At 57.1% G+C, this 21,013-nt stretch carries 21 protein-coding genes; 6 read left to right on the top strand and 15 right to left on the bottom strand.

What is annotated here, in order from left to right:
• Positions 1–133: 133 nt before the first annotated feature.
• The 3 genes from I9187_RS02610 to rplK all read right to left on the bottom strand — a co-directional run bounded on the left by I9187_RS02610 (position 134) and on the right by rplK (position 2,510).
• Positions 134–1,156: a Hint domain-containing protein gene (locus tag I9187_RS02610; RefSeq protein WP_171180092.1), complete on the bottom strand. Its 1,023-nt coding sequence runs from the start codon at positions 1,154–1,156 to the stop codon at positions 134–136.
• Positions 1,157–1,360: 204 nt separating this feature from the next.
• A complete protein-coding gene (rplA, locus tag I9187_RS02605; protein ID WP_171180094.1) occupies positions 1,361–2,059 on the bottom strand; it encodes a 50S ribosomal protein L1 in 699 nt (232 codons plus the stop codon).
• A 1-nt stretch (position 2,060) separates the two neighbouring features.
• Positions 2,061–2,510, bottom strand: coding sequence for a 50S ribosomal protein L11 (rplK, locus tag I9187_RS02600; protein WP_010440985.1), 450 nt, complete (start codon positions 2,508–2,510; stop codon positions 2,061–2,063).
• Between the two features lie 454 nt (positions 2,511–2,964).
• Here rplK and I9187_RS02595 point away from each other — a divergent pair, with 454 nt between their 5' ends.
• The 3 genes from I9187_RS02595 (at position 2,965) to I9187_RS02585 (ending at position 6,105) form a co-directional block, all read left to right on the top strand.
• Complete coding sequence (locus I9187_RS02595; protein ID WP_171180096.1) at positions 2,965–4,164, top strand: peptidoglycan-binding domain-containing protein; 1,200 nt, start codon at positions 2,965–2,967, stop codon at positions 4,162–4,164.
• 412 nt (positions 4,165–4,576) lie between these two features.
• Positions 4,577–5,344: a hypothetical protein gene (locus I9187_RS02590; RefSeq protein ID WP_171180099.1), complete on the top strand. Its 768-nt coding sequence runs from the start codon at positions 4,577–4,579 to the stop codon at positions 5,342–5,344.
• Positions 5,341–6,105, top strand: a complete 765-nt coding sequence (locus I9187_RS02585) for a hypothetical protein (RefSeq protein WP_209509674.1) — start codon at positions 5,341–5,343, stop codon at positions 6,103–6,105. Before I9187_RS02590 ends, I9187_RS02585 begins: the two co-directional genes overlap by 4 nt.
• A gap of 113 nt (positions 6,106–6,218) precedes the next feature.
• Here the strand turns inward: I9187_RS02585 and nusG are convergent, their stop codons facing one another.
• The 10 genes from nusG to ccoN form a co-directional block, all read right to left on the bottom strand.
• On the bottom strand, positions 6,219–6,752 hold the full coding sequence (gene nusG, locus I9187_RS02580) for a transcription termination/antitermination protein NusG (RefSeq protein ID WP_170427716.1): 534 nt from the start codon (positions 6,750–6,752) through the stop codon (positions 6,219–6,221).
• Positions 6,753–6,940: 188 nt separating this feature from the next.
• Positions 6,941–7,138, bottom strand: coding sequence for a preprotein translocase subunit SecE (gene secE / locus I9187_RS02575; RefSeq protein WP_050605011.1), 198 nt, complete (start codon positions 7,136–7,138; stop codon positions 6,941–6,943).
• A gap of 91 nt (positions 7,139–7,229) precedes the next feature.
• Positions 7,230–7,388 (bottom strand): cbb3-type cytochrome oxidase assembly protein CcoS, encoded by a 159-nt coding sequence (ccoS, locus tag I9187_RS02570; protein WP_170596844.1) that lies wholly within the window; start codon positions 7,386–7,388, stop codon positions 7,230–7,232.
• 5 nt (positions 7,389–7,393) lie between these two features.
• Positions 7,394–9,571, bottom strand: a complete 2,178-nt coding sequence (locus I9187_RS02565; RefSeq protein WP_171180103.1) for a heavy metal translocating P-type ATPase — start codon at positions 9,569–9,571, stop codon at positions 7,394–7,396.
• 3 nt (positions 9,572–9,574) lie between these two features.
• Positions 9,575–10,033 (bottom strand): FixH family protein, encoded by a 459-nt coding sequence (locus I9187_RS02560; protein ID WP_171180105.1) that lies wholly within the window; start codon positions 10,031–10,033, stop codon positions 9,575–9,577.
• A 2-nt stretch (positions 10,034–10,035) separates the two neighbouring features.
• Entirely contained in the window at positions 10,036–11,463 is a 1,428-nt protein-coding gene (ccoG, locus tag I9187_RS02555; protein WP_171180107.1) for a cytochrome c oxidase accessory protein CcoG, read from the bottom strand.
• A 417-nt stretch (positions 11,464–11,880) separates the two neighbouring features.
• Positions 11,881–12,744: a cytochrome-c oxidase, cbb3-type subunit III gene (gene ccoP / locus I9187_RS02550; protein WP_171180109.1), complete on the bottom strand. Its 864-nt coding sequence runs from the start codon at positions 12,742–12,744 to the stop codon at positions 11,881–11,883.
• Entirely contained in the window at positions 12,741–12,926 is a 186-nt protein-coding gene (locus I9187_RS02545; RefSeq protein ID WP_171095986.1) for a cbb3-type cytochrome c oxidase subunit 3, read from the bottom strand. Before I9187_RS02545 ends, ccoP begins: the two co-directional genes overlap by 4 nt.
• 10 nt (positions 12,927–12,936) lie before the next feature.
• Positions 12,937–13,665: a cytochrome-c oxidase, cbb3-type subunit II gene (ccoO, locus tag I9187_RS02540; RefSeq protein WP_171180111.1), complete on the bottom strand. Its 729-nt coding sequence runs from the start codon at positions 13,663–13,665 to the stop codon at positions 12,937–12,939.
• A gap of 14 nt (positions 13,666–13,679) precedes the next feature.
• Positions 13,680–15,287 (bottom strand): cytochrome-c oxidase, cbb3-type subunit I, encoded by a 1,608-nt coding sequence (ccoN, locus tag I9187_RS02535; RefSeq protein ID WP_171095983.1) that lies wholly within the window; start codon positions 15,285–15,287, stop codon positions 13,680–13,682.
• A 201-nt stretch (positions 15,288–15,488) separates the two neighbouring features.
• On the opposite strand from ccoN, the gene I9187_RS02530 reads away from it, so the two are divergent.
• Positions 15,489–16,328: a universal stress protein gene (locus tag I9187_RS02530; protein WP_171180113.1), complete on the top strand. Its 840-nt coding sequence runs from the start codon at positions 15,489–15,491 to the stop codon at positions 16,326–16,328.
• Positions 16,329–16,372: 44 nt separating this feature from the next.
• Here I9187_RS02530 and I9187_RS02525 read toward each other — a convergent pair whose 3' ends face one another.
• Positions 16,373–16,627 (bottom strand): GlsB/YeaQ/YmgE family stress response membrane protein, encoded by a 255-nt coding sequence (locus I9187_RS02525; RefSeq protein ID WP_171180115.1) that lies wholly within the window; start codon positions 16,625–16,627, stop codon positions 16,373–16,375.
• A gap of 72 nt (positions 16,628–16,699) precedes the next feature.
• Positions 16,700–17,443: a transcriptional regulator FnrL gene (locus I9187_RS02520; protein WP_171180117.1), complete on the bottom strand. Its 744-nt coding sequence runs from the start codon at positions 17,441–17,443 to the stop codon at positions 16,700–16,702.
• Between the two features lie 61 nt (positions 17,444–17,504).
• Here I9187_RS02520 and hemN point away from each other — a divergent pair, with 61 nt between their 5' ends.
• Both hemN and I9187_RS02510 read left to right on the top strand, forming a co-directional pair.
• Positions 17,505–18,860, top strand: a complete 1,356-nt coding sequence (gene hemN, locus I9187_RS02515; protein WP_171180119.1) for an oxygen-independent coproporphyrinogen III oxidase — start codon at positions 17,505–17,507, stop codon at positions 18,858–18,860.
• 211 nt (positions 18,861–19,071) lie between these two features.
• A complete protein-coding gene (locus tag I9187_RS02510; RefSeq protein ID WP_171180121.1) occupies positions 19,072–21,000 on the top strand; it encodes an elongation factor G in 1,929 nt (642 codons plus the stop codon).
• The last annotated feature ends 13 nt before the right edge of the window (positions 21,001–21,013 follow it).

Genomic DNA, 21,013 nt, shown 5'->3' with positions numbered 1-21,013 from the left:
AGAAAGCGCACGACGAATCGCACGCTTTATTCCGCAGGTCTACTTAGGGCAGAAGGGCGGGGTTTCCAAGGGGTAAATTGAGGGTTCGCCCCGATTTCAAGCGCCCTCGCATCTGACCCAACCGATGCAGGGATTATATGTAAGCACGCAACACTGACGCCGCGCCTGACCCGATGGTCATGGCCGCAGTGCGATCAAACCCTGCATCCGCGTTCTGCAGCGCCGGGAACAGAGACAGGATTTCACTGCGTTGCGAGGATGACAGCGTGCTGACCGAATTTTTGGTCAGGAAAAAGCTCTCGGTCAGAGCGCCGTTCGATTGCATGATGTGATGACGATCAAACATGAAATGCGTGTATCTCACTGTCCCGGATTCGCGGATCGATACACCGGGCATGCCGCACAGGTGCTTGGCCGCGACCAAAACCTCGGCCTGACCAAACAGCATTTCCGCCGCGGGCACATCAATCAAAACCCGGTGTTGCTGTGACACAACCAACGTGCCGGAGTTTCCAATCGCACCAGCCTGGATCACAACCGGGGCACACGCACCTTTGGCGGCCACCTCGGTATGGCCAACCCAAAGAACCTCTTGGAACCCGGCATCGCGGGTCCAGACCTTAGTGCCGACCCGCAGATCTTCGACTGGCAAATCGCCAGCCTCCGTTCGGATCAAAGTGCCTTCTCCAAAGCAGGTGATATAATCGGCGTAATCTGATGCCCCTAAGTTGGACCCGCCGACCTTTACGTAAGAGACACCATCCTGCAACGGGGCTGAAGATGCATATCCCCATACATCCTGCGTCACGCCACCTTGAGAGAATACGTATATGTCGATCTCAGGTCCGGTTGGGCTTCCCCCTGCATCCAGAGCCCGCACTGTAATCACGGATTCAGATTCAACGCCCTGCCCGTTTGCAACAATGCCGCCGCCATCAATGATCGTGTGGTTTGCCGTGTCATCATCGTTGAAGACATCAACGTCAAGCGTGTCATCCAGGGTGATGGTTGCGCCCATACCCGACGAGTACACAAAAACCGTGCCATTCGGTGTGTCAGAGTTGTTTATGATGCCGTCTCCGACAATCGACCCGTTACTGCTTGAGGTTACGACCAGACTTTCGTTGTCCTGCGCAAAGAATACTCGTTCGACCATATTAACTTCCAACCAAGTGTTTGACGCGCGCCAATTGACCCTGCCTCAAGACTGTCACGGCAAGCTTACCTGCGGGACGCTATCAAATCATTGAACCGATTTGAAAGAGACTGTTCTTCACAAATTTGAAAGCACGACCTGCAAAACAAAGAAACCCCGGCGGAATAATCCACCGGGGTCCACAATTCTTACGTTTCCAAGCGCTTATTCGCCCGAAGCTTCCGCAACATCCAGCGTCACGCCTGGGCCCATGGTCGAACTCAGCGCGATTTTCTTCATGTAGGTGCCTTTGGCGCCCGACGGCTTGGCCTTGGCAACAGCCGAGACAAAGGCGCGAACGTTTTCGACCAGCTTGGCTTCGTCAAACGACGCTTTGCCAACGCCAGCGTGCACAACACCGCCTTTTTCCGCCTTGAACTGAACTTCACCGCCCTTGGCTGCTTCCACGGCTGCTTTCACATCCATGGTCACGGTGCCAACTTTGGGGTTCGGCATCAGGTTACGGGGCCCCAGAACCTTACCCAGACGACCAACGATCGGCATCATGTCCGGGGTGGCAATGCAGCGATCAAATTCGATGGTGCCGCCCTGAATGGTTTCCATCAGGTCCTCTGCGCCAACGATATCTGCGCCAGCTTCTTTCGCTTCGTCAGCCTTCGGGCCGCGAGCAAAAACAGCAACGCGCATCGCTTTACCAGTGCCGTTCGGCAGGCCAACAACGCCGCGAACCATCTGGTCTGCGTGACGGGTGTCAACGCCCAGGTTCATCGCGATTTCGATGGTCTCGTCGAATTTCGAGGTTGCGTTGCCCTTGACCAGAGCAACAGCTTCTTCAACCGACAGGTTTTCCTTGCCGGCGACAGCTTCGCGCGCAGCGCGGGTACGTTTACCGAGTTTTGCCATCTTACTTCACCTCGATGCCCATAGAGCGGGCCGAGCCCAGGATGATCTGCATTGCGCCTTCGACGTCGTTGGCGTTCAGATCTTTCATTTTGGCTTCGGCGATTTCGCGAACCTGCTTGCTGGTCACGGTAGCCACGGTCTCACGACCTGGGTTTTCCGCGCCACGGGGGCGGTTACGCTTGCCGACCGGCTTCAGACCAGCTGCTTTTTTCAGGTAGTAAGACGCGGGCGGCGTCTTGATGTCCATGGTGAAGGACTTGTCCTGATAGTAGGTGATCACGGTCGGGCAAGGAGCGCCGGGCTCCATGTCTGCTGTCTTGGCGTTGAACGCCTTGCAGAATTCCATGATGTTGATGCCGCGCTGACCCAGCGCCGGACCAACTGGCGGCGACGGGTTCGCCTGACCTGCAGGAACCTGCAGCTTCATTGTACCAGCAAGCTTCTTGGCCATTTGGTTTTCCTTTCAACTTAGGCAGGACGCGTCCCACCCAGATTATGTTGCGTGGTCCGGTCGGGGATCGCGATCCCAGAAACCTCCCACGAGAGAATCTCGCCCGAAGACGATAGAGGCGGCGTGTACAGGGGAATGTGAAGCTTGGCAAGTGGTCTGGATTCCAATTGGAAATCATAGAATCAATACCCTCGCGTCCAAAGCAAGGCTTGGGCTTTGCCGAGCGTCCGATACAAGTCCGCTCCGATCGCCTCAATGAGATGCCAGGCGTTAAGCACCCAACAATGCAATAAAGTGTTAATGCCTTTAACTGCAGTGAAAAAAGCACTGCCGCACAACCTGCAAACCAGCGGGCAAACTACCCAAGCTTCAGACGGTCGTGGGCTTGGACACCCGTGCGGATCCCAGCTGTGTTATACTTAGTGAAAATAGTTATTTTTGGTGGAGGTTAATTATGATTTTCCGATTAGCAGCAACACTTGTCATCGCGGTCTCTTTCGCTGCGACCGCGCCTCAGACAGCACAAGCAGACGCTGGCGATTTCCTCGGCGGAGCCGTTGTCGGCGGGGTCGTGGGATATGCGATAGGCAAGGACCAGCAGAAAAAGAAAGCGCGGTCATCCACCCGGACATACCGACCGGGCATTCCGTCGACCACGCAAGGTGCGCAAACCCAAACAGCGCTCAACTATTTTGGCTACAATGCCGGGCGTGTCGATGGTCAGGTCGGCCGTGGCACCCGATCGGCGATCGAACGCTACCAGGCTTCAATGGGCTATCCTGTAAATGGCCATGACTTCCAGCCCTATCAATATGATTTCCTGATGCAAGCCTATTACTGGGCGACAAGCGGCGGACAAGCCACTATGCAACTTTCGGGCCAACCGCTGCTTATGGCTTATCGCCAAAAACTCCATAGCGGATCAGCCGTGGCTGCAGCCCCTCAGGCACCGGCACCGACCACGCCAGTCGCGACCCCTCAGGAGACCGAGACCGCGGAGACAAAATCTGCCAGTCTGCCAAGCCTGTTTTCCGGAGGAACCGGAGGTCCATCGCTAGCCAATCGCTGTAGCGGGGTGATGCTTCAAACATCGACCAATGGCGGTTATACAACTTTGTCGAACATGTCTGATCCTGATTTTGCACTCAGCGAGCAGTTCTGCCTCGCCCGAAGCTATGCCATGGCCCGCGGCGAGGAGCTTATGCAGGACATCCAAGGGCTGACGCCGGATCAGGTAACGGCCCAGTGCGACTCGTATGGCGATATGTTGGCACCGCAAGTGGTCGCCTTGTCTCTAAACTCAAAAACTGATGCAGAAACTCAGATGCGCAAGCTTGCGCTGGATTCCGGCCTTAGCCCCGAAGATCTTGCGGCAACAAGCAAGGTCTGCCTCGCGATCGGCTACCGTCAGGACAATATGGACACCGCAGTCGGGTCTGCGCTGATGCTGGTTGCAATGGGTGAGCCCGCCTACGGAGAGCTTATTGGCCACCACCTGCGCGAAGGCTTCGGTGTGCCAGAACGTCGTGATCTGGCGATGCAGTGGTACGATGCGAGCCTTTCGGCACTGGATGCCGGATCGCAAGCTGTTTTCCTACCGTCACAGACCGACCGCCCACAACTGCTGCGCGCAGCTATGGTTCAGGCGCAGTAGAGCGAGAAGAATGAAACGTAATTCGTCATCAAACAACGTCGCGGTGCCTGATGCTTCGCGGCGTTTTTTGCATGTTTGCGGACCTTGTTGATCTGACTAATGCGCAGTTTGATCTGATCCTCATCTGATCAGTATGCGTCGCCCCGAGACGTCGGAAACCAACTACAGAATTACCGCAACACAACCGTTTTGCGCCCTGACCATTCCCGAACACCAACAACCGCGTAAGAAGTAAAACAGATTTCTCAAAGACATAAGTTGCTTATGAACCCCCGACGGTTATCTTAGGGCAGGTTGGATATAGAAGGGGCGGTCTGAGTTGGCATCATCTCGACTAAACAAAGGGCTACTGATTTGTGTTCTTTTCGCAATTGTGCCCGGATGCGGCAGCAACGCCCAGGATCAGGGTGCAGTGTCCGAGACAACTGCCCAATCCGAAGCACCCCAAAACACTGCTTCACGCAACACGGCAGGAATTGACCCCGCCACCTATGCCGGTCGCTTTCAAGTCAAGCTGACCAAGGAAGTTCCTTTGCGCGATATTCCCGTTCCCTTCACCGTCTACGGCGGTCTAGAGGAATCCAGCCCAACCCGCCTGCGATTGCGAGCGTTCATGGATTTGCGTGGATTGCAGGAAAAGGCACCTCAGATACTGACTGGCCCCTTGGAAGAAAGCTGTAAACGCCAGATTTACCTCGAGATCCGAGATGTCACTGCAATAGGTGAAACCGTTAAAGTAGAAGGCTCAGCCCGCGCCCAGTTTACGCGGTGCAAACGAAATGAAGAACCCGGCTTTCGGTATTTCGGGGCCACGGTTGATGCAACTGCTGTCGCCAAGGCAGAGGTTAAAGGCCAATGCCTTACGTTCAGTATCGAAAGCGCTGACCTCAGACCGCGTGGGTTCATCGGAGCTGTTACCGACCTTTTTGGGCTGACCAACCGAATAAATGAAGCTGTCCTTGAAAAGGGCGGCGAGTTTTTGGCGGCCAATCCGGTTTGTCCGCCATTACCTGAAGAATTCTCTGTACTTGATCCGAATTACGAATCCGGCGGAACGCGCGAAATCGCGCCAGGAGGATTGGGCGCTGCTGTTGTCGGTTCGGCCGATGTAAGCGCCGAGACGATAGTGAAAGTCCTTGCAGGGCTGAAAGAACTTGGTGTGTTGGAGTTTGCTGAATGAGACTTTGGTTAATTCTTCCAGCCCTTATCGCAGCAGTTCTGGGCCCTCGCGCCCCTGACGCGCAGCAGGTAAACTTTGTCATCGACGCGACACTACCGGTTCGCGATACCGAACTGCCGTATACTCTTGATCTGAACCTCACCGCCGCTGCGCCCACTCGGATCGGGGTCGGTGCCCTTCTCGACCTGCGCGAAGTTCAAAAGGTTGTGCCCGAGCGGTTGGCTGACAATGCGATCGTCGACAATTGTGGTCTGCAAGTCAGACTTGATGATTTGAGCTTTAAGGCCGAAGACCAAGTAATAGATCTGGATGGGGACGTGACCATCACGATTTTTGAATGCAGCCGCACCGGTGAACGCAACTTTGAACGCGGTGAAGAAAAAAGAGCGATACTGGCAAGCCTATCCACCGAAGCAACTGTCGAAGTGCGGGACAACTGCGCCTATTTCAAGCTTATTGATCTTACCCTTACGGCCCCCGAAGAACAGCGAGAGCAACTGCTGGAAGACGACACATTAGACTCGGTGAAGGAGTTGATGTTGGCTGCAGTGGATCTTGCACTGAACGACACTCCGCTGTGCCCGGAACTGCCGGCAGAGCTTGCGTCACTTGACCCAACCTACGACAAAGGCGGCCCGCGCGAGATCGGAGAAGGTGGTCTTGGCGTTCTCCTTGAAGGCTCAGTGGACGTCAGCCCTTCGACAATCCTCGACATTCTGACAGTGCTTCAAGAACAAGAGCTTATTCCGGGCCGGCCGTAAAAACGGCTGGCCGTGTGGCTGGATCGCTGTTTGGTGTTGATTGATAAACGATCGTCAAAAAAAAACGCCGCGCTGCCCGTGGCAGCGCGGCGTCGAAAATAAGCGAAGAGCGATTAGCCCTGCTTCGTAACCTGCGTAAAGTCCAGCTCGACCGGGGTTTCGCGACCAAAGATCGAAACCGAGACCTTCAGTTTCTGGTTTTCGTCGTCCACACCTTCGACCATGCCGTCGAAATCCTCGAACGGTCCGTCGTTGACTTTGACCTTCTCGCCGACCTCGAAGGTGATCATCAGCTTGGGCGCTTCTTCACCTTCCTGAACGCGGTTGAGGATCTGGTTCACCTCGGCGTCACGCATCGGCATCGGGCGGCCTTGCGGGCCCAAGAAACCGGTCACGCGGTTGATCGAGTTGATCAGGTGATAGCCCTGATCTGACATTTCCATATGCACCAGAACGTAGCCGGGCATAAAGCGGCGTTCGGTCGTGACCTTCTTGCCGCGGCGCACTTCGATCACCTCTTCGGTGGGCACCAGTACTTCGTCGATGTCGTCTTCAAGGCCCTGTTCAGCCACCGACGTGCGGATCTGTTCTGCGATCTTCTTTTCGAAATTCGAAAGAACGCTGACCGAGTACCACCGTTTCGCCATGAACCTGTCGTCCTTGTCTGTCTTCGGGGTATCGGATTTGCCGGATACACCCGTCATTAAAATCTTGTCACGTTATCCGGAATAAAAAGCGGCGCGCAGCCCGAATCGCCACACGCCCATTCCGAATAGTCCTGCGTCAACTACTCTGACATTGCCCGCTGTGCAAGGGGGCAGCCGCGTTTCCACGCTTAGCTGAACGCGCCCAGAATCAGCTGAAGGCCACCCCGGATACCCAGATCGACCAAAGCAAAGAAGACCGCCGTAAGCGCCGCCATGATGAAAACCATAACCGTGGTCAACAGCACCTCGCGCCGGGTCGGCCAGACGACCTTGGACACTTCGGCACGGACTTGCTGAATGAACTGAATCGGGTTGGTGGTGGCCATTTGGCGTGTTCTCTCTGCTAGCGGATGGCCCGGACATAACCGGGCATTGCGGCAATTTCAAGGGCAGTTGGATCAACTCTGCCCTGAGCGGTCAGGGTTTGGGTTTATCGTCCCATTCATCGCTCAGGATCCGGCGCGCGTCACCCTCAGGATCTTCATACTGGTTCGACCGGACAGTGTAGACAAAAGCCACCAGGCCAACGCCGCCCAGCAACAGTGAAATCGGGATCAGGTAGGCAAGAACTTCCATCCGGTTCACCTCAACCGCAGGGCATTGAGCGACACGGTGATGGACGAGGTCGACATCGCAAGCGCCGCGATCAATGGAGTTGCAAGCCCAATCACTGCCAATGGAACGGCTATCACGTTGTAGACAGTCGCGATGCGGAAGTTTTCGCGAATGCGTTTTGTCGCTTTGACCGCCGTGTCGCAAGCATCCGCGATGGGGGAAAGGTCATTGCCCAACAACACAATGTCCGACGCCACCCGTGCGGCATCCAACGCTGACGCCGGTGAGATCGAAACATGCGCCGCCGCCAAGGCCGCCGTGTCATTTAGACCGTCGCCCACCATCAGGACATGGTGACCCTTATCGCTGAGGTCCTGAATGCGATGCGCCTTGTCCTGCGGCAAAGCTTCGGCAATCCAATCTGTGATCCCCAGTTTTTCAGCCAACGCGCGCACGGCCCCCTGCGAGTCGCCGGACATCAGGACCACATGCTTGCCAGCGGCACGCAACGCGTCGACCGCCTCGGCCGCACCCGGGCGCAACGCATCCGAGAACCGGAAGGCCAAAGGCGCATGATCGCCAATAGCCAGCCAGGCTGAGGTTTCACTGCCCTGCTCTGCGCCGACCCAAGCGGCCCGGCCCAAACGCACGCGTTGACCACGGTATTCACCTTCGGTGCCGTAACCCGGAACCTCAACGACGCCCCGCACGTTGGCAGGCTTGATCCCGGCCTCACGCGCGGCTTTCGCCAAAGCCACAGACAATGGGTGTGCCGACGCCTCGGCCAGCGCCAGGGCAACTTCGACCTTCGCGCGGGAATGATCCCCTAAGTTGACCAGTTCCGGCGAACCGGATGTCAGAGTGCCTGTTTTGTCGAACACCACCGTGTCAGCCTCGGACAAACGCTCCAACGCGGTTGCATGTTTGATCAACATACCTTTGCGGAACAACCGGCCAGACGCCGCCGTTGTCACCGCTGGAACGGCCAGACCCAGAGCACATGGGCAGGTGATAATCAGAACCGCCGCCGCGATATTCAACGCCGTGCGGATATCGCCGGAATAAATGTACCAGCCCAGAAAGCTGAGCGCTGATAGGATGTGAACGCCCGGCGCATAAAGCTTGGCCGCCTTGTCGGCCAAAGAAGTATAACGCGACCGACCGGATTCAGCGATGGCCACCAGATCCGCCATGCGGTGCAGCGACGTATCCTCGCCCACCGCAGTTGCGCGCAATGTCAAAGGACCAGTCAGGTTGACCTCACCTGCACTGACCAACTGGCCGATTTCGGCAAATACAGGCACCGTTTCTCCGGTCAGTAGCGAGCGGTCGAGTTCGGACTGGCCCGACACAATCTCACCGTCCACTGGCATCCGACCGCCGGGGCGCACAAGGATCAAATCGCCTACTTTCAGATCAGCAACTGCAATTTCATTTTCTACGCCATCCACCAAACGGATCGCGCGCGGCACCTCAAGCGCGGTCAGTTCTTCGGCCGCGGATCGGGCTGCGGCACGGGTGCGGTAATCCAGATAACGACCGGCCAGCAGGAAGAAGGTCAGGGTCAGGGCCGCATCGAAATAGGCATGTTCGCCACTCAACGCGGTTTCCCAAAGCGATGTGACCAGCGCCAACAAGATCGCCAACACAATTGGCACATCCATGTTCAGGCGGCGCACCCGCAAGGCGCTCCACGCATTGGCAAAGAAGGGCTGGGCTGAAAACGCGATGGCAGGCAGAGCAATCGCGGCAGAAATCCAGTGGAACATGTCCCGCGTGGCGTCAGTGGCCCCGGACCAGACCGAAACCGACAACAGCATGACGTTCATGGAAGCAAACCCGGCCACCGCCAGGCGCATCAGTAAGTCACGCCCTGCCTTGTCCGTCTGAGTGGCCGACAAGGCGCCCGGATCAAGCTCGTGCGCTTCAAAACCGGCTTTCTCAAGCACTGGGATCAGATCGACAGCACGTGTTTCAGGCGTTGCTTTGATCATCGCGCGTTTCAGGGTTAGGTTCACCCGTGCATTTTCAACACCGGGATGCGCGTTCAGTTCCCTTTCGACGGTCGCAATACAGGCCGAGCAGTGAATACCCGGCAAAGACAGGGCTATCTGCACATCCTCCGGAATCGACCGGGCGGGTTCCGCCGGGGCTGCAAGGCAGCCCGGGCAGGCTGCGGTGCCGGAAGAAAGCTGCGCCGTCATCGCTTACCCCTTCACATACAGCGGAACGCGCTGCGAAAATTCCGCGCCATCACTGTCCCGCGCCACCAGACGAATGTTCCAGTTGCCCTCGCCCAACGTGGCCGGCGTGGCGTAGGCCGTTCCGTCAAAGGTGAAATCCGGCACGAAATCCTCGCGGACATGAGTCGCGCGGCCCACAACAGCCTGCAACTCGCTGACCTGAACCGGCGCACCACTTTCATCGGTGATGTGCAGGATCAGCAACCCGCCCTTGGTTTCAGCCCGTACGGTCCACCCCAGCGCTTGTTGCTGTTTCAAACGTTCGTTGAACTCCTGACTGGCCACGTATGAATTCTTGACCTCAAGCCCCGGAAAGGTTTTGACCGCGCTGTAGGCCAGAACAAGGTTCACGGCGATGATCACGCCAAAGGCGCCCACAAACACCGCCAAAGCGTGTTTTCCGGTGAATTTCCGTTCCGCCATGATCAATTCCCCCGTCCGTTAAACGTGGTGTCCTTATAGGCCCGCTCACCGCTGCTCAGATCTTCAACCCAGATGCGGACCGGCGTTGAATCCGCTCCGGCTGGGCCCGTGTCGCGGGACGAGATAATATATACACGAGTCAATTGTGCTGTATCTGCCGGCACATTCACAGTGTGCAGGTTCGTGCCTTCGATTTCCAGCCGCATAGCCGGATCTCCGGTCAGAGACAGGGTGAACAGACGATCTTCGCCATGTTTGTTACGTAGCCGCACATCATAAGTGTTGCGGATCGTTCCATCAGACAGGGTTACAAATGTCGGGTTGCGGACCGGCGCAACAGTCAAATCGATATCCGAGCGAATGAACAGCGCAAAGAGCAGGGCAAAGCCAACCAGCGACCACAGGGACGTGTACATGATCGTGCGGGCCCGGAAGATATGCTTCCACACGCTTTTGGGCGGCTGGCCGGACCGCTCTCTCGTTTCATCGCTGAGGGCCATGTAATCGATCAGCCCACGCGGCTTACCGATCTTGGCCATCATGTCGTCACAGGCATCAATACACAGGGCGCAGGTGATGCATTCAAGCTGCTGTCCATCGCGAATGTCGATCCCAACAGGGCAGACATTCACGCAGGCCATACAGTCGATGCAATCCCCCAATTCGGAATCTGCAGTCCGTTTACCCTTGCCGCGTGGCTCGCCCCGCCATTCGCGGTAACCGACAACCAGTGTGTCTTCGTCCATCATTGCCGCTTGAATGCGGGGCCATGGGCAAGCGTAGATGCAGATCTGTTCGCGGGCGAAACCGCCAAAGAAAAAGGTAGTGCCCGTCAGGATCAGCATCGTTGTGTACGCGACCGGATGCGCGTTGCCAGTGACCAGATCCATCAAAAGCGTCGGGGCGTCTGCAAAATAGAATACCCAGGCCCCGCCCGTCGCCAAGCCAATCAAGAACCAAACGATCCATTTGGTGATCCGTAGGCGAGCCTTGCGGAAATCCAGCTTTTCTTGGCGGTGCAGGCGCAGACGAGCATTTCGATCCCCTTCGATCCAACGCTCGACCAGTATGAAAAGGTCGGTCCAGACTGTTTGCGGGCAGGCATAGCCACACCAGACGCGCCCAAGGGCCGAAGTGAACAGAAACAGGCCAAGGCCGGCCATGATCAGCAGACCGGCGACAAAGTAGAATTCATGTGGCCAGATTTCGATCCAGAAAAAATAAAACCGTCGGTTCGCCAGATCCAACAGTACCGCCTGATCCGGCAGGCTGGGGCCGCGATCCCACCTGATCCACGGGGTCACGTAGTAGATGCCCAGTGTCACTATAAGAATGATCCATTTCAGGTTCCGAAACGGTCCTGAGACACGTCTTGGAAAGATCGGCTCTCTGGCTGCGTAAAGGCTGGGGGCAGGATCGGAATCGCTCACTGGCTGGCTCCACTAATGGGTCTTCTGAAGGCGTCTTGTTCCAGATCACGGGCAAGCGAACTTTGACATGGGTCAAAACGCGCATCGAACACACATCTTTTGAAGATGAACCGACCTCTGAGATGTCGGAGTAGACGTTTTTTTAACCAATTATTCACGTATTCTAACAGAAAACCGGCTATTGTCGCGATACCGATCACGACGCTTATAAACCACGCGCTTCAGGCCGACCAATTGTCGCAGCCTGAGACTCGGGCCGTAAGAACGCCCCCAATAGCCCCACGAAAGCGGGCTGTAGGTCTGTAAGGTGGTTTGTTGGAAAATAAGGCACCGGCTGTTCAGGAAACGCGCGAACAGATGGAACAGCCGGTGCCACAACTTTCGGGCAGCGAACCGCCCGAAAGTGTTCCTTTAAACTTACTGACCACCACCCAACTGGTGGACATAGGCCGTGACAGCGCGGATCTGCGCGTCGGTCAGACGATTTTCCCACGGGGGCATCACGCCAAAGCGGCTGTATGTGACCGTTTCAGTCAGAGCTTCTTCACTGCCGCCGTAAAGCCAGATTGCGTCCGTCAGGTTCGGAGCACCCTGGAATACGTCGCCCTGGCCGTTTTCGCCGTGGCAGGCAGCACAGTTGTCATCGAAGACAACTTTGCCCGCTTGCGCCGCCGCGTCGTCGGTCTGCGCATTGGTCAGAGACATAACGTATTGGACAACCTGGGTGATCTCTTCGCTTTCGAGAATCTCACCAAAGGCCGGCATTTCAGAATAGCGCGCATCGTCGCTTTCTTCGTTCCGGATACCATAGGCAACGGTGTACTCGATATCTTCAAGCGAACCGCCCCACAGCCATGCATCGTCCAACAGGTTGGGGAAGCCGGGCGCGCCTTGAGCACCGGAACCGTGGCACTGTGCGCACCAGGTGCGGAATACGGCCCCGCCAGAGTTCACAGCGTATTGCTGCAACTCGGGGTCCTTCGAGATATCCTCGAGCGATGTCTCTACCAGCTTGGCATTCCAAGGGGCGTTTGCCTCTTCGAACGAAACCAGCTCCTGCTGAACCAGCTCACGCGAGGACCATCCCAGAACCCCTGCTGTTGCAGATTGAACCAGCGGCCATGCCGGATACATGATCGTATAGATCAGACCCCAGAAAATGGTCGCATAGAAGGTCCATAGCCACCAGCGCGGCATCGGGTTGTCGAATTCCTCGATCCCATCCCAGGAATGACCGGTTGTATTCGGATCACCCGGCTGTTTTTCAGGTGTCTTGCTCATTGCCGCGCCTCCTTGGATGTGGCGGGTTTGTCTTGATGCCGGAACGGGATGTTGGCGGTGTCGTTGTATTCTTTGCTGGCACCGGGGCGGAATACCCAGATGATGATGCCGATAAAGAAGACGAACAACACAAGCAGCATCCAGCTATCCGCGAACTGCCGTAGGAGTGTATATTCTTCCATCACACCCTCCTTAGCGGCTTGCGTCCGGGGTGAAGGTCGAGAAATCGACCAGCGTGCCCAGCATTTGCAGGTAAGCGATCAGCGCGTCGGCTTCGGTCAGATCGGACTGGCCGTCGAAGTTGCGCACGTTGACTTTATCGCCATAGCGTTCCAGCAACCCGTCATAGTCGCTGTCCGGATCGGCCTGCGCGCGGAAATCGGCCACGGCGTTCTCCAGCATGTCTTCGGTATAGGGCGTTCCCACCAAAGCGTTGGCAGCCATGATGTCACCGATATACTCGCCGTCGATCTTGCGGGTTTCGAGGAAGCCATACTTGGGCATCACCGATTCCGGCACCACCGATTGTGCATCGCGCAGATGGCGCACATGCCAGTCGTCCGAGTAACGGCCACCAACACGCGCCAGATCAGGTCCGGTACGCTTGGACCCCCACTGGAACGGGTGGTCATACATCGACTCAGCCGCCAGCGAGTAGTGGCCATAGCGCTCAACCTCATCCCGCATCGGGCGGATCATCTGGCTGTGGCAGACATAGCAGCCTTCACGCAGATAGATCTCACGACCCGCCATTTCGAGTGGGGTGTAAGGGCGCATGCCCTCCACCTTTTCGATGGTGTTCTCAAGGTAGAACAGCGGGGTGATCTGAACGATGCCACCGATGGTTACGACCAGGAAGCTGAAGATCAGCAGGAGGGTCGCGTTGGTCTCGAGGATCTTGTGTTTGTCGAGAATTGCCATTGCTCCGGCCCTCCTTATTCAGCCGGGACTGCGACGGTCAGGCTGGCCTCTTTGGCCGGCGCTTTACGTACAGTCATCCACAGGTTGTAGCACATGATGACCGAGCCAGCGACGAACAGGACACCGCCCAGCGCACGCACCACATACATCGGAAATTTGGCGGCCACGGTGTCGGCGAACGAGTTCACCAAGAAGCCGTTGGCATCCACTTCACGCCACATCAGGCCTTCCATGATACCGGTGACCCACATCGAAGCGGCGTAGAGCACGATGCCGATGGTGGCGAGCCAGAAGTGCCAGCTGACCATCTGCAGCGAGTACAGACGCTCGCGCTTCCACAGGACAGGTACCAGGAAGTACAGCGCACCAAAGGTGATCATGCCGTTCCAACCCAGCGCGCCCGAGTGCACGTGACCAATGGTCCAGTCGGTGTAGTGGCTCAGCGAGTTTACTGCGCGGATCGACATCATCGGGCCTTCAAAGGTGGACATGCCGTAGAAGCCGACCGAGATCACCATCATCCGGATCACCGGGTCGGTGCGCAGCTTGTCCCATGCACCCGACAGGGTCATCAGGCCATTGATCATACCACCCCAGGACGGCATCCACAGGATCACCGAGAACACCATGCCCAGCGTCGAGGCCCAGTCGGGCAGCGCGGTATAGTGCAGGTGGTGCGGACCAGCCCAGATGTACAGGAAGATCAGTGCCCAGAAGTGGATGATCGACAGCTTGTACGAGAAGACCGGACGCTCGGCCTGTTTCGGAATGAAGTAGTACATCATGCCCAGGAAGCCCGCGGTCAGGAAGAAGCCCACAGCGTTGTGGCCATACCACCACTGGATCATGGCGTCTTGAACACCCGACCAGACGATGACCGACTTCGAACCCCAGATGCTGACCGGAATGGTCATGTTGTTGACCAGGTGCAGCATCGCAACGGTCACGATGAACGCCAGATAGAACCAGTTTGCCACATAGATGTGGGGTTCTTTCCGCTTGATGATCGTGCCCAGATAGACAGCAAGGTAAGCGACCCAAACAACGGTCAGCCACAGGTCCACATACCATTCAGGTTCGGCATATTCTTTCGACTGAGTACCGCCCAGAATGTAACCGGTCGCGGCCAGCACGATGAACAGTTGATAGCCCCAGAACACGAACCATGCGAGGTTTCCACCCCACAGACGCGCGGCGCTGGTGCGCTGCACCACGTAGAACGACGTTGCGATCAGCGCGTTACCGCCAAATGCAAAAATCACCGCCGAGGTGTGCAGCGGACGCAAACGTCCAAAGTTCAGATACCCTTGGGCCCATTCGAAGTTGAGCACCGGAAACGCCAGTTGGAACGCAATAAAGGTTCCAGCCAGGAACCCTACCACACCCCAAAAGGCCGTTGCGATCACGCCGTAGCGGATCACGTCATCCATGTATTCGCCCGAGCGATCGACAAGAATATCTGGCTCTTCTGTGTTTCGAAGCGTCCAGATGAACAATCCACCGGCGATAAGCATCACCAGAATCGCATGCACCTGATACGCCAAATCGCGTGCATAATTTGATCCGATGGCGGCAAACACCACGACCAGACCAAGCACGATCAGCTTGATGTAATTCGACATATTGCGTCCCTTTGCCGTGCTTCGCGCGGTTTTGATTCTTTTGACACGCGAAACCTATTTGACTGGCTGCCGTTCTGAAGCACGACAGCCGCTATTGCTTTGATCTGTATCAAGACAGTTCCGCGTTTTCTGTGACACGCATAAAGGATGAAAGGGGCCAACCGGTCACATGAGACCATATGCCCGAACTAAGAGGTCGAAATGGCGTACAAATCTATTCTCACTGTCATGACCGAAACGCAAACGGCTGAGCCTGCATTGGCTCAGGTTATAGCGCTGGCAGAGTCGCAGGATGCCCATGCCGAGGCGCTGTGCCTTGGTGTCGATCGCAGCCAGACCGGCTATTACTATGCCGGAGCGAACGCCCTGATCGTTCAGGAGACGCTCAGCCGAGCCAACACCGAGGCGCAGGAGGTGCTGGCATTTGCCCAAGACTATTTGGGTAAATCCGGCGTTCGCTGGTCTGCTGAACATGGTGTGGCGCAGATCGCTGACATCGGACGCCATGTCGCGCATCGGGCCCGGTTTTCGGATCTTGTGGTTTTACCGCACCCCTATGGAAAAGATCGCGGGGCCGAAGCTGAACCCATCATCGAGTCCGCAATGTTTGAAGGCCATTGCCCGGTTCTGGTGGTTCCGGACGACACTCCGCCAATGAAAGTGCCACGCAATGTAATGATCGCCTGGAATGAAAGCGTTGAGGCGATGTGCGCCGTCCGGCGCGCTCTGCCCTTCCTGAAACAGGCGGAACTGGCCCGCATCGTTGTCATTGATCCTCCGCGCCACGGCCCTGACCGGTCGGATCCGGGCGGAATGCTGTCTCAGATGCTGGCCCGACACGGGGTCAAGTGTGAGATCGATGTGCTGAGCAAGACCATGACGCGCGTGTCAGATATTCTGAACCGTCATGCGTCGGACACGGAATCTGACTTGATCGTAATGGGTGCCTACGGTCACTCGCGCTTCCGCGAAGCAATACTTGGCGGTGCAACCCGCAACATGCTGGAACAATCTTCAGTTCCCGTTTTCCTGGCACACTGAACTCTGCCAAAAAGTTCGAAAGCCGCCCAAGTCGGCGGCTTTTGTCATGCCTTTCGGATAAGGCCGATCACAAACAACAGGATCACGGCCCCCACGGTCGCGAAAAAGACCGAGGAAAAGAACCCTCCGCCCACAGAAAAGCCTAGCGCGGGGAAAATCATGCCTGCCAGAAACGCGCCGACAATTCCGACGATGATGTTCCCCAGCAAACCGAATCCGCGGCCCTCCATGATCTTTCCCGAAAGCCATCCGGCGATTGCGCCGATAAAAATCATTGCCAAGACGCTGCTAAAAACCATGCGATGCTCCTGAGTTGTTAAACGCCGCGATCCAAGGTCACGGCGTTTATCCTATCCCATCGCGCACAAGGATCAGACCAAAAAGCCACCATCCGAGTCGTCGCCAGCTTCTTCCATGAGACGGCCCATATCCGGAATGGTCACATGGCGCTTGCCTTCCAGTGTGATCACGCCTTCCTTTTTCAAGGCCGAAATCTGGCGACTCACGGTTTCAAGGGTCAGGCCCAGATAGTCTGCCATGGCCTCTCGGGTCAGAGGCAGGTCAAACACAATCGGCCCTGCCAGACCCTTCTGGCTAATCGACGCATCCCGGCGCGCAATGATCGACAACAGGCTGGCGATTTTTTCGCGCGCGGTCTTGCGCCCAAGCACCAGCATCCATTCGCGGGCAGCATCAAGTTCGTCCAGCGTCATCTGCAACAGGCGATGGGCGATATGTGGTGTAGTTGCCATCAACTCTTCGAACGGTTTCTTGCGGAAACAGCACATGACGACATCTGTGGTCGCCTGCACATCGTAAGGCGCAACTTCGCGCCCGGGGCGGCCGACAAAATCACTTGGCAACAGCAAACCCACCATCTGGGTCCGACCATCTTCCATGGTCTGCGTCAACGAAGCGATCCCGGCCACGACCGAGCCCACAAAATTCATCTGATCGCCCGACCATATGATGGTCTGGCCCGCCTCGAAACTGCGGTAATATTTAATACTTTCAAGCTCTTCCAGCTCATCCGCATCGCAACGAGCACAAACTGCGCGATGCCGAATCGGGCAGTCTTCGCAATTGGAATGATCAAACTGTGCTTTTATTGTCATGCGGGTCCCCACTTGATCTCCATCAAAGTAACCAAGTCATCTGTCGCCTAAGGGTATCGCCATGATAGTGAAACCACAATTGGCAAAGCTTGGACTTTTTGACGCGAAAGTACCGCGTTACACAAGCTACCCCACCGCCCCCCACTTTAGCAATGATGTGGGAGCAGACTTGTTTGGTGACTGGATTTCGGGGATCAAACCCGGCAGTGCCATTTCCCTGTACATCCACGTTCCATTCTGTCGTAGACTGTGCTGGTTCTGTGCTTGCCGGACACAGGGAACCCAAACCGACAACCCTGTGATCGCCTATGTGGACGTTCTGAAGGCCGAGTTAGACCTGCTTGCAGCACGCCTGCCCAAAGGCGTGGTGCTATCGCGCCTGCACTGGGGTGGCGGTACGCCAACCTTGCTGAACGCGCAGCTGATGCGCGAATTGGCGCAATATATCCTGGGTATTGTGCCCATGGGGCCTGATGCCGAATTTTCGGTCGAGATTGATCCGAACGAAATTGATGAAGACCGTCTGGATGCGCTGGCAGAGGCAGGTATGAACCGTGCGTCGATCGGGGTGCAGGATTTCGACGACGAAATTCAGAAAACCATCGGTCGCATCCAAAGCTACGACACCACCCGCGACGCCATCGACATGATCCGCGAACGTGGCATTACCAGTTTGAACGCAGATATCCTTTTTGGCCTGCCGCATCAGACAAAGGCCCGGATGACCGAAAGCGTGCAGAAGCTGCTGTCGCTCAGCCCGGATCGCGTGGCTTTGTATGGCTACGCACATGTGCCTTGGATGGCGAAGCGCCAACAGATGATCCCGTCCGACGCGCTTCCCACGCCGGAACAACGGCTCGAGCTGTTCGATACCGCCCGCCGTCTGTTCCTGTGGGACAACTATGCCGAAATTGGCATCGACCATTTCGCCATACAAGATGACGGTCTGACCCGTGCCCTGCACGCGGGACGTCTAAAGCGTAACTTCCAAGGGTATACCGACGATCAGGCCGATGTTCTGATTGGCGTCGGGGCCAGTTCGATCTCGCGCTTTCCGCAAGGCTATGCGCAGAACGCCTCGGCCACCTCGGCCCATGCCAAAGCGGTTCGCGACGGGCAGTTTTCGACCGCCCGCGGGCACCTGTTCAAGGGTCAGGACATTTTGCGCGCGCGCCTGATCGAGGCGCTGATGTGCGATTTTAAGATCAACAGTGCCGAAATCCTGCGCGACCACGACATCTCGGCCGCCGCGTTGAATGACATGTATCATTCCGCCAATGCCGCATTCGACGGGCTGTTGCGGATCACCGAAGACGGGCTTTTCATCCCGCCCGAGGCACGCGCCCTGACCCGGATGATCGCCCGCAGCTTTGACGCCTATGACCTGAGCAAGGCAGGCCACAGCTCGGCGATCTGATCTCTTCTTCTGCGGGCCTCGCCGGGCCCGCAGGCCACTGGGCACAACGGGGGCTTGACGCGCGCCTGCGCTTTTCTCCACACTCAAGGGGCAGACTGGCCATCCATTCTGCGCCCTGAGGCGGGCAAATACAGACGGTCCTTGCCGACGAAAAAGCGGCGGACGCCCCTTTCGTGCAGCCATTCTGCAACCTGAAAGAGGGACAACACTAATGCGCGTTTTCACCGTCCTCGGGCCCAGCCAATCGGGCAAAACTACCCTGGTCGAGGCCATCAGCCGCCTCGACGGGCGCCCCACAACATTCGATGTTTCCGGAACCGTGCATTTGCACGGTTTTTCTTACCTGGACGAGCCTTGGTGTTCGATCGACGTAGATGGCGGCGGCGATGCGCTGGCCTATGTCGGGCCTGCAATGGCCATCTCGGACGCGGCGGTCGTGGTTGTGCCCCCCGATCCCAATGCTGCCGTTCTGTGCGCCCCTTACCTTCGACTGGTGGAAGAAGCGGGCATCCCCTGCTTTCTATTCATCAACCGCATGGATAATCCCAATGGGCGCATCCGCGACATCATCGCAGCACTGCAAACGTACTGCACCCATCATATCGCCCTGCGTCAGGTGCCAATCCGCGAAGGAGACACGATCATCGGCGCGGTTGATCTGATTTCTGAACGGGCCTGGAAGTATCAAGAGGGCCAACCCTCGGCCCTGATCGAGTTGCCTCAATCCGTGGAAGACCGAGAGCAGGAAGCGCGCACCGAGTTACTGGAAACTCTGTCTGATTTTGACGACCATCTGTTGGAGCAGCTGATCGAAGACAAGCAGCCCCCCAGCGACGAGGTTTATGACCTGGCCGCGCAAGTCTTGCAAAACCACCAGTTGATTCCAGCATGCCTAGGTGCCGCGAGCCATGGTAACGGGCTAACGCGGTTGATGAAGGCGCTGCGGCACGAAGCGCCTGAATTTGATATCGCCGCCGGGCGGGACGAAGCCGCCGACAGTGCCCGAGCCATTGCCGGTTTTGCAGATGTCAAAAAGCACATCGGAAAGATCGTTGTTTTGCGCGGGCTTGGGGATGGCGTCAAAGCGCATGAAGCTTTGGGCGGTGAGACCGTTGGCAATCTGACAACGCTTGATGCCAAGACCCAAATCGCAACGCTGGAAGCCGGGCAGATTGGTCTGGCGGTCAAATCCGACCACCTCAACCCCGGCTATATCTACGACAGCAATTCTGCGACTGAACTGCCGGAATGGGCGGCCTCGCACCCGGTCGCGCATCGTCAAATCGTCTCACCCGCGCATGAGCGGGACGATGTGCGCCTGTCCAACGCCCTAAGCCGTCTGGCCGAAATCGACCCCGGTCTGCACCTGCAACAGGATGAACTGAGCGGCCATTCGATCCTTGGATCGCAAGGCCCGCAACACATGCGCCGTGTGACCGCGAAGCTGGCCGAGGATTTTGGGATCGAGATTGAAGCGGATCAGGTCGAAACCGCCTATCGCGAAACCATCCGCGCGCCCATCGAACATCGGCACCGTCATCGCAAACAATCCGGCGGCGCCGGACAGTTTGCGGATGTGGTGATCTCGGTCGCACCCCTGCCTCGCGGGTCGGGGTTCCAGTTCGAAGAGGTGGTTAAAGGCGGTGCTGTGCCCAGGAACTATATCCCGTCCGTGGAACACGGTGCCAAGGACGCGCTGGAGCAAGGCCCCGAGGGTTTCCCCGTGGTCGACGTCAAAGTCACGCTGAGCGACGGTAAACACCATAACGTGGACAGTTCGGATTATGCGTTCCGAACCGCAGGAAAGAACGCGGTGCGTGAAGCGCTACCTCAGGCCAAGCCAGTGGTTTTGCAACCGATGCTGAACGCCGAGATTCACCTGCCATCGGACTTTGTGGGCGATCTCGTGCCAACGATCAGTTCGCTGCAAGGGCAGGTTCTGGGATTTGAAGGCAACCCAAACGCGTCGGGATGGGAGATCTTCAACGCCCAGATCCCCGCCGTGACCGAGGATGAACTGCATCGCACCCTTGCCAGTGCCACGCGCGGAACCGGGTGGGTCAAGCTAACCTTTGATCACTACGAAGAACTGCGCGGGCCAGTACCGAAAGCTGCGACCAAAGAAAAGGCAAGCGCGTAATGGCCAGAGGAAG

The organism is Ruegeria sp. HKCCE4148 (assembly GCF_017872495.1).
In the GTDB taxonomy this organism is placed as follows: Bacteria; Pseudomonadota; Alphaproteobacteria; order Rhodobacterales; family Rhodobacteraceae; genus Ruegeria.
The sequence above is the reverse complement of the archived record's forward strand: the minus strand, read 5'-3'. Positions and strand labels throughout refer to the sequence as shown.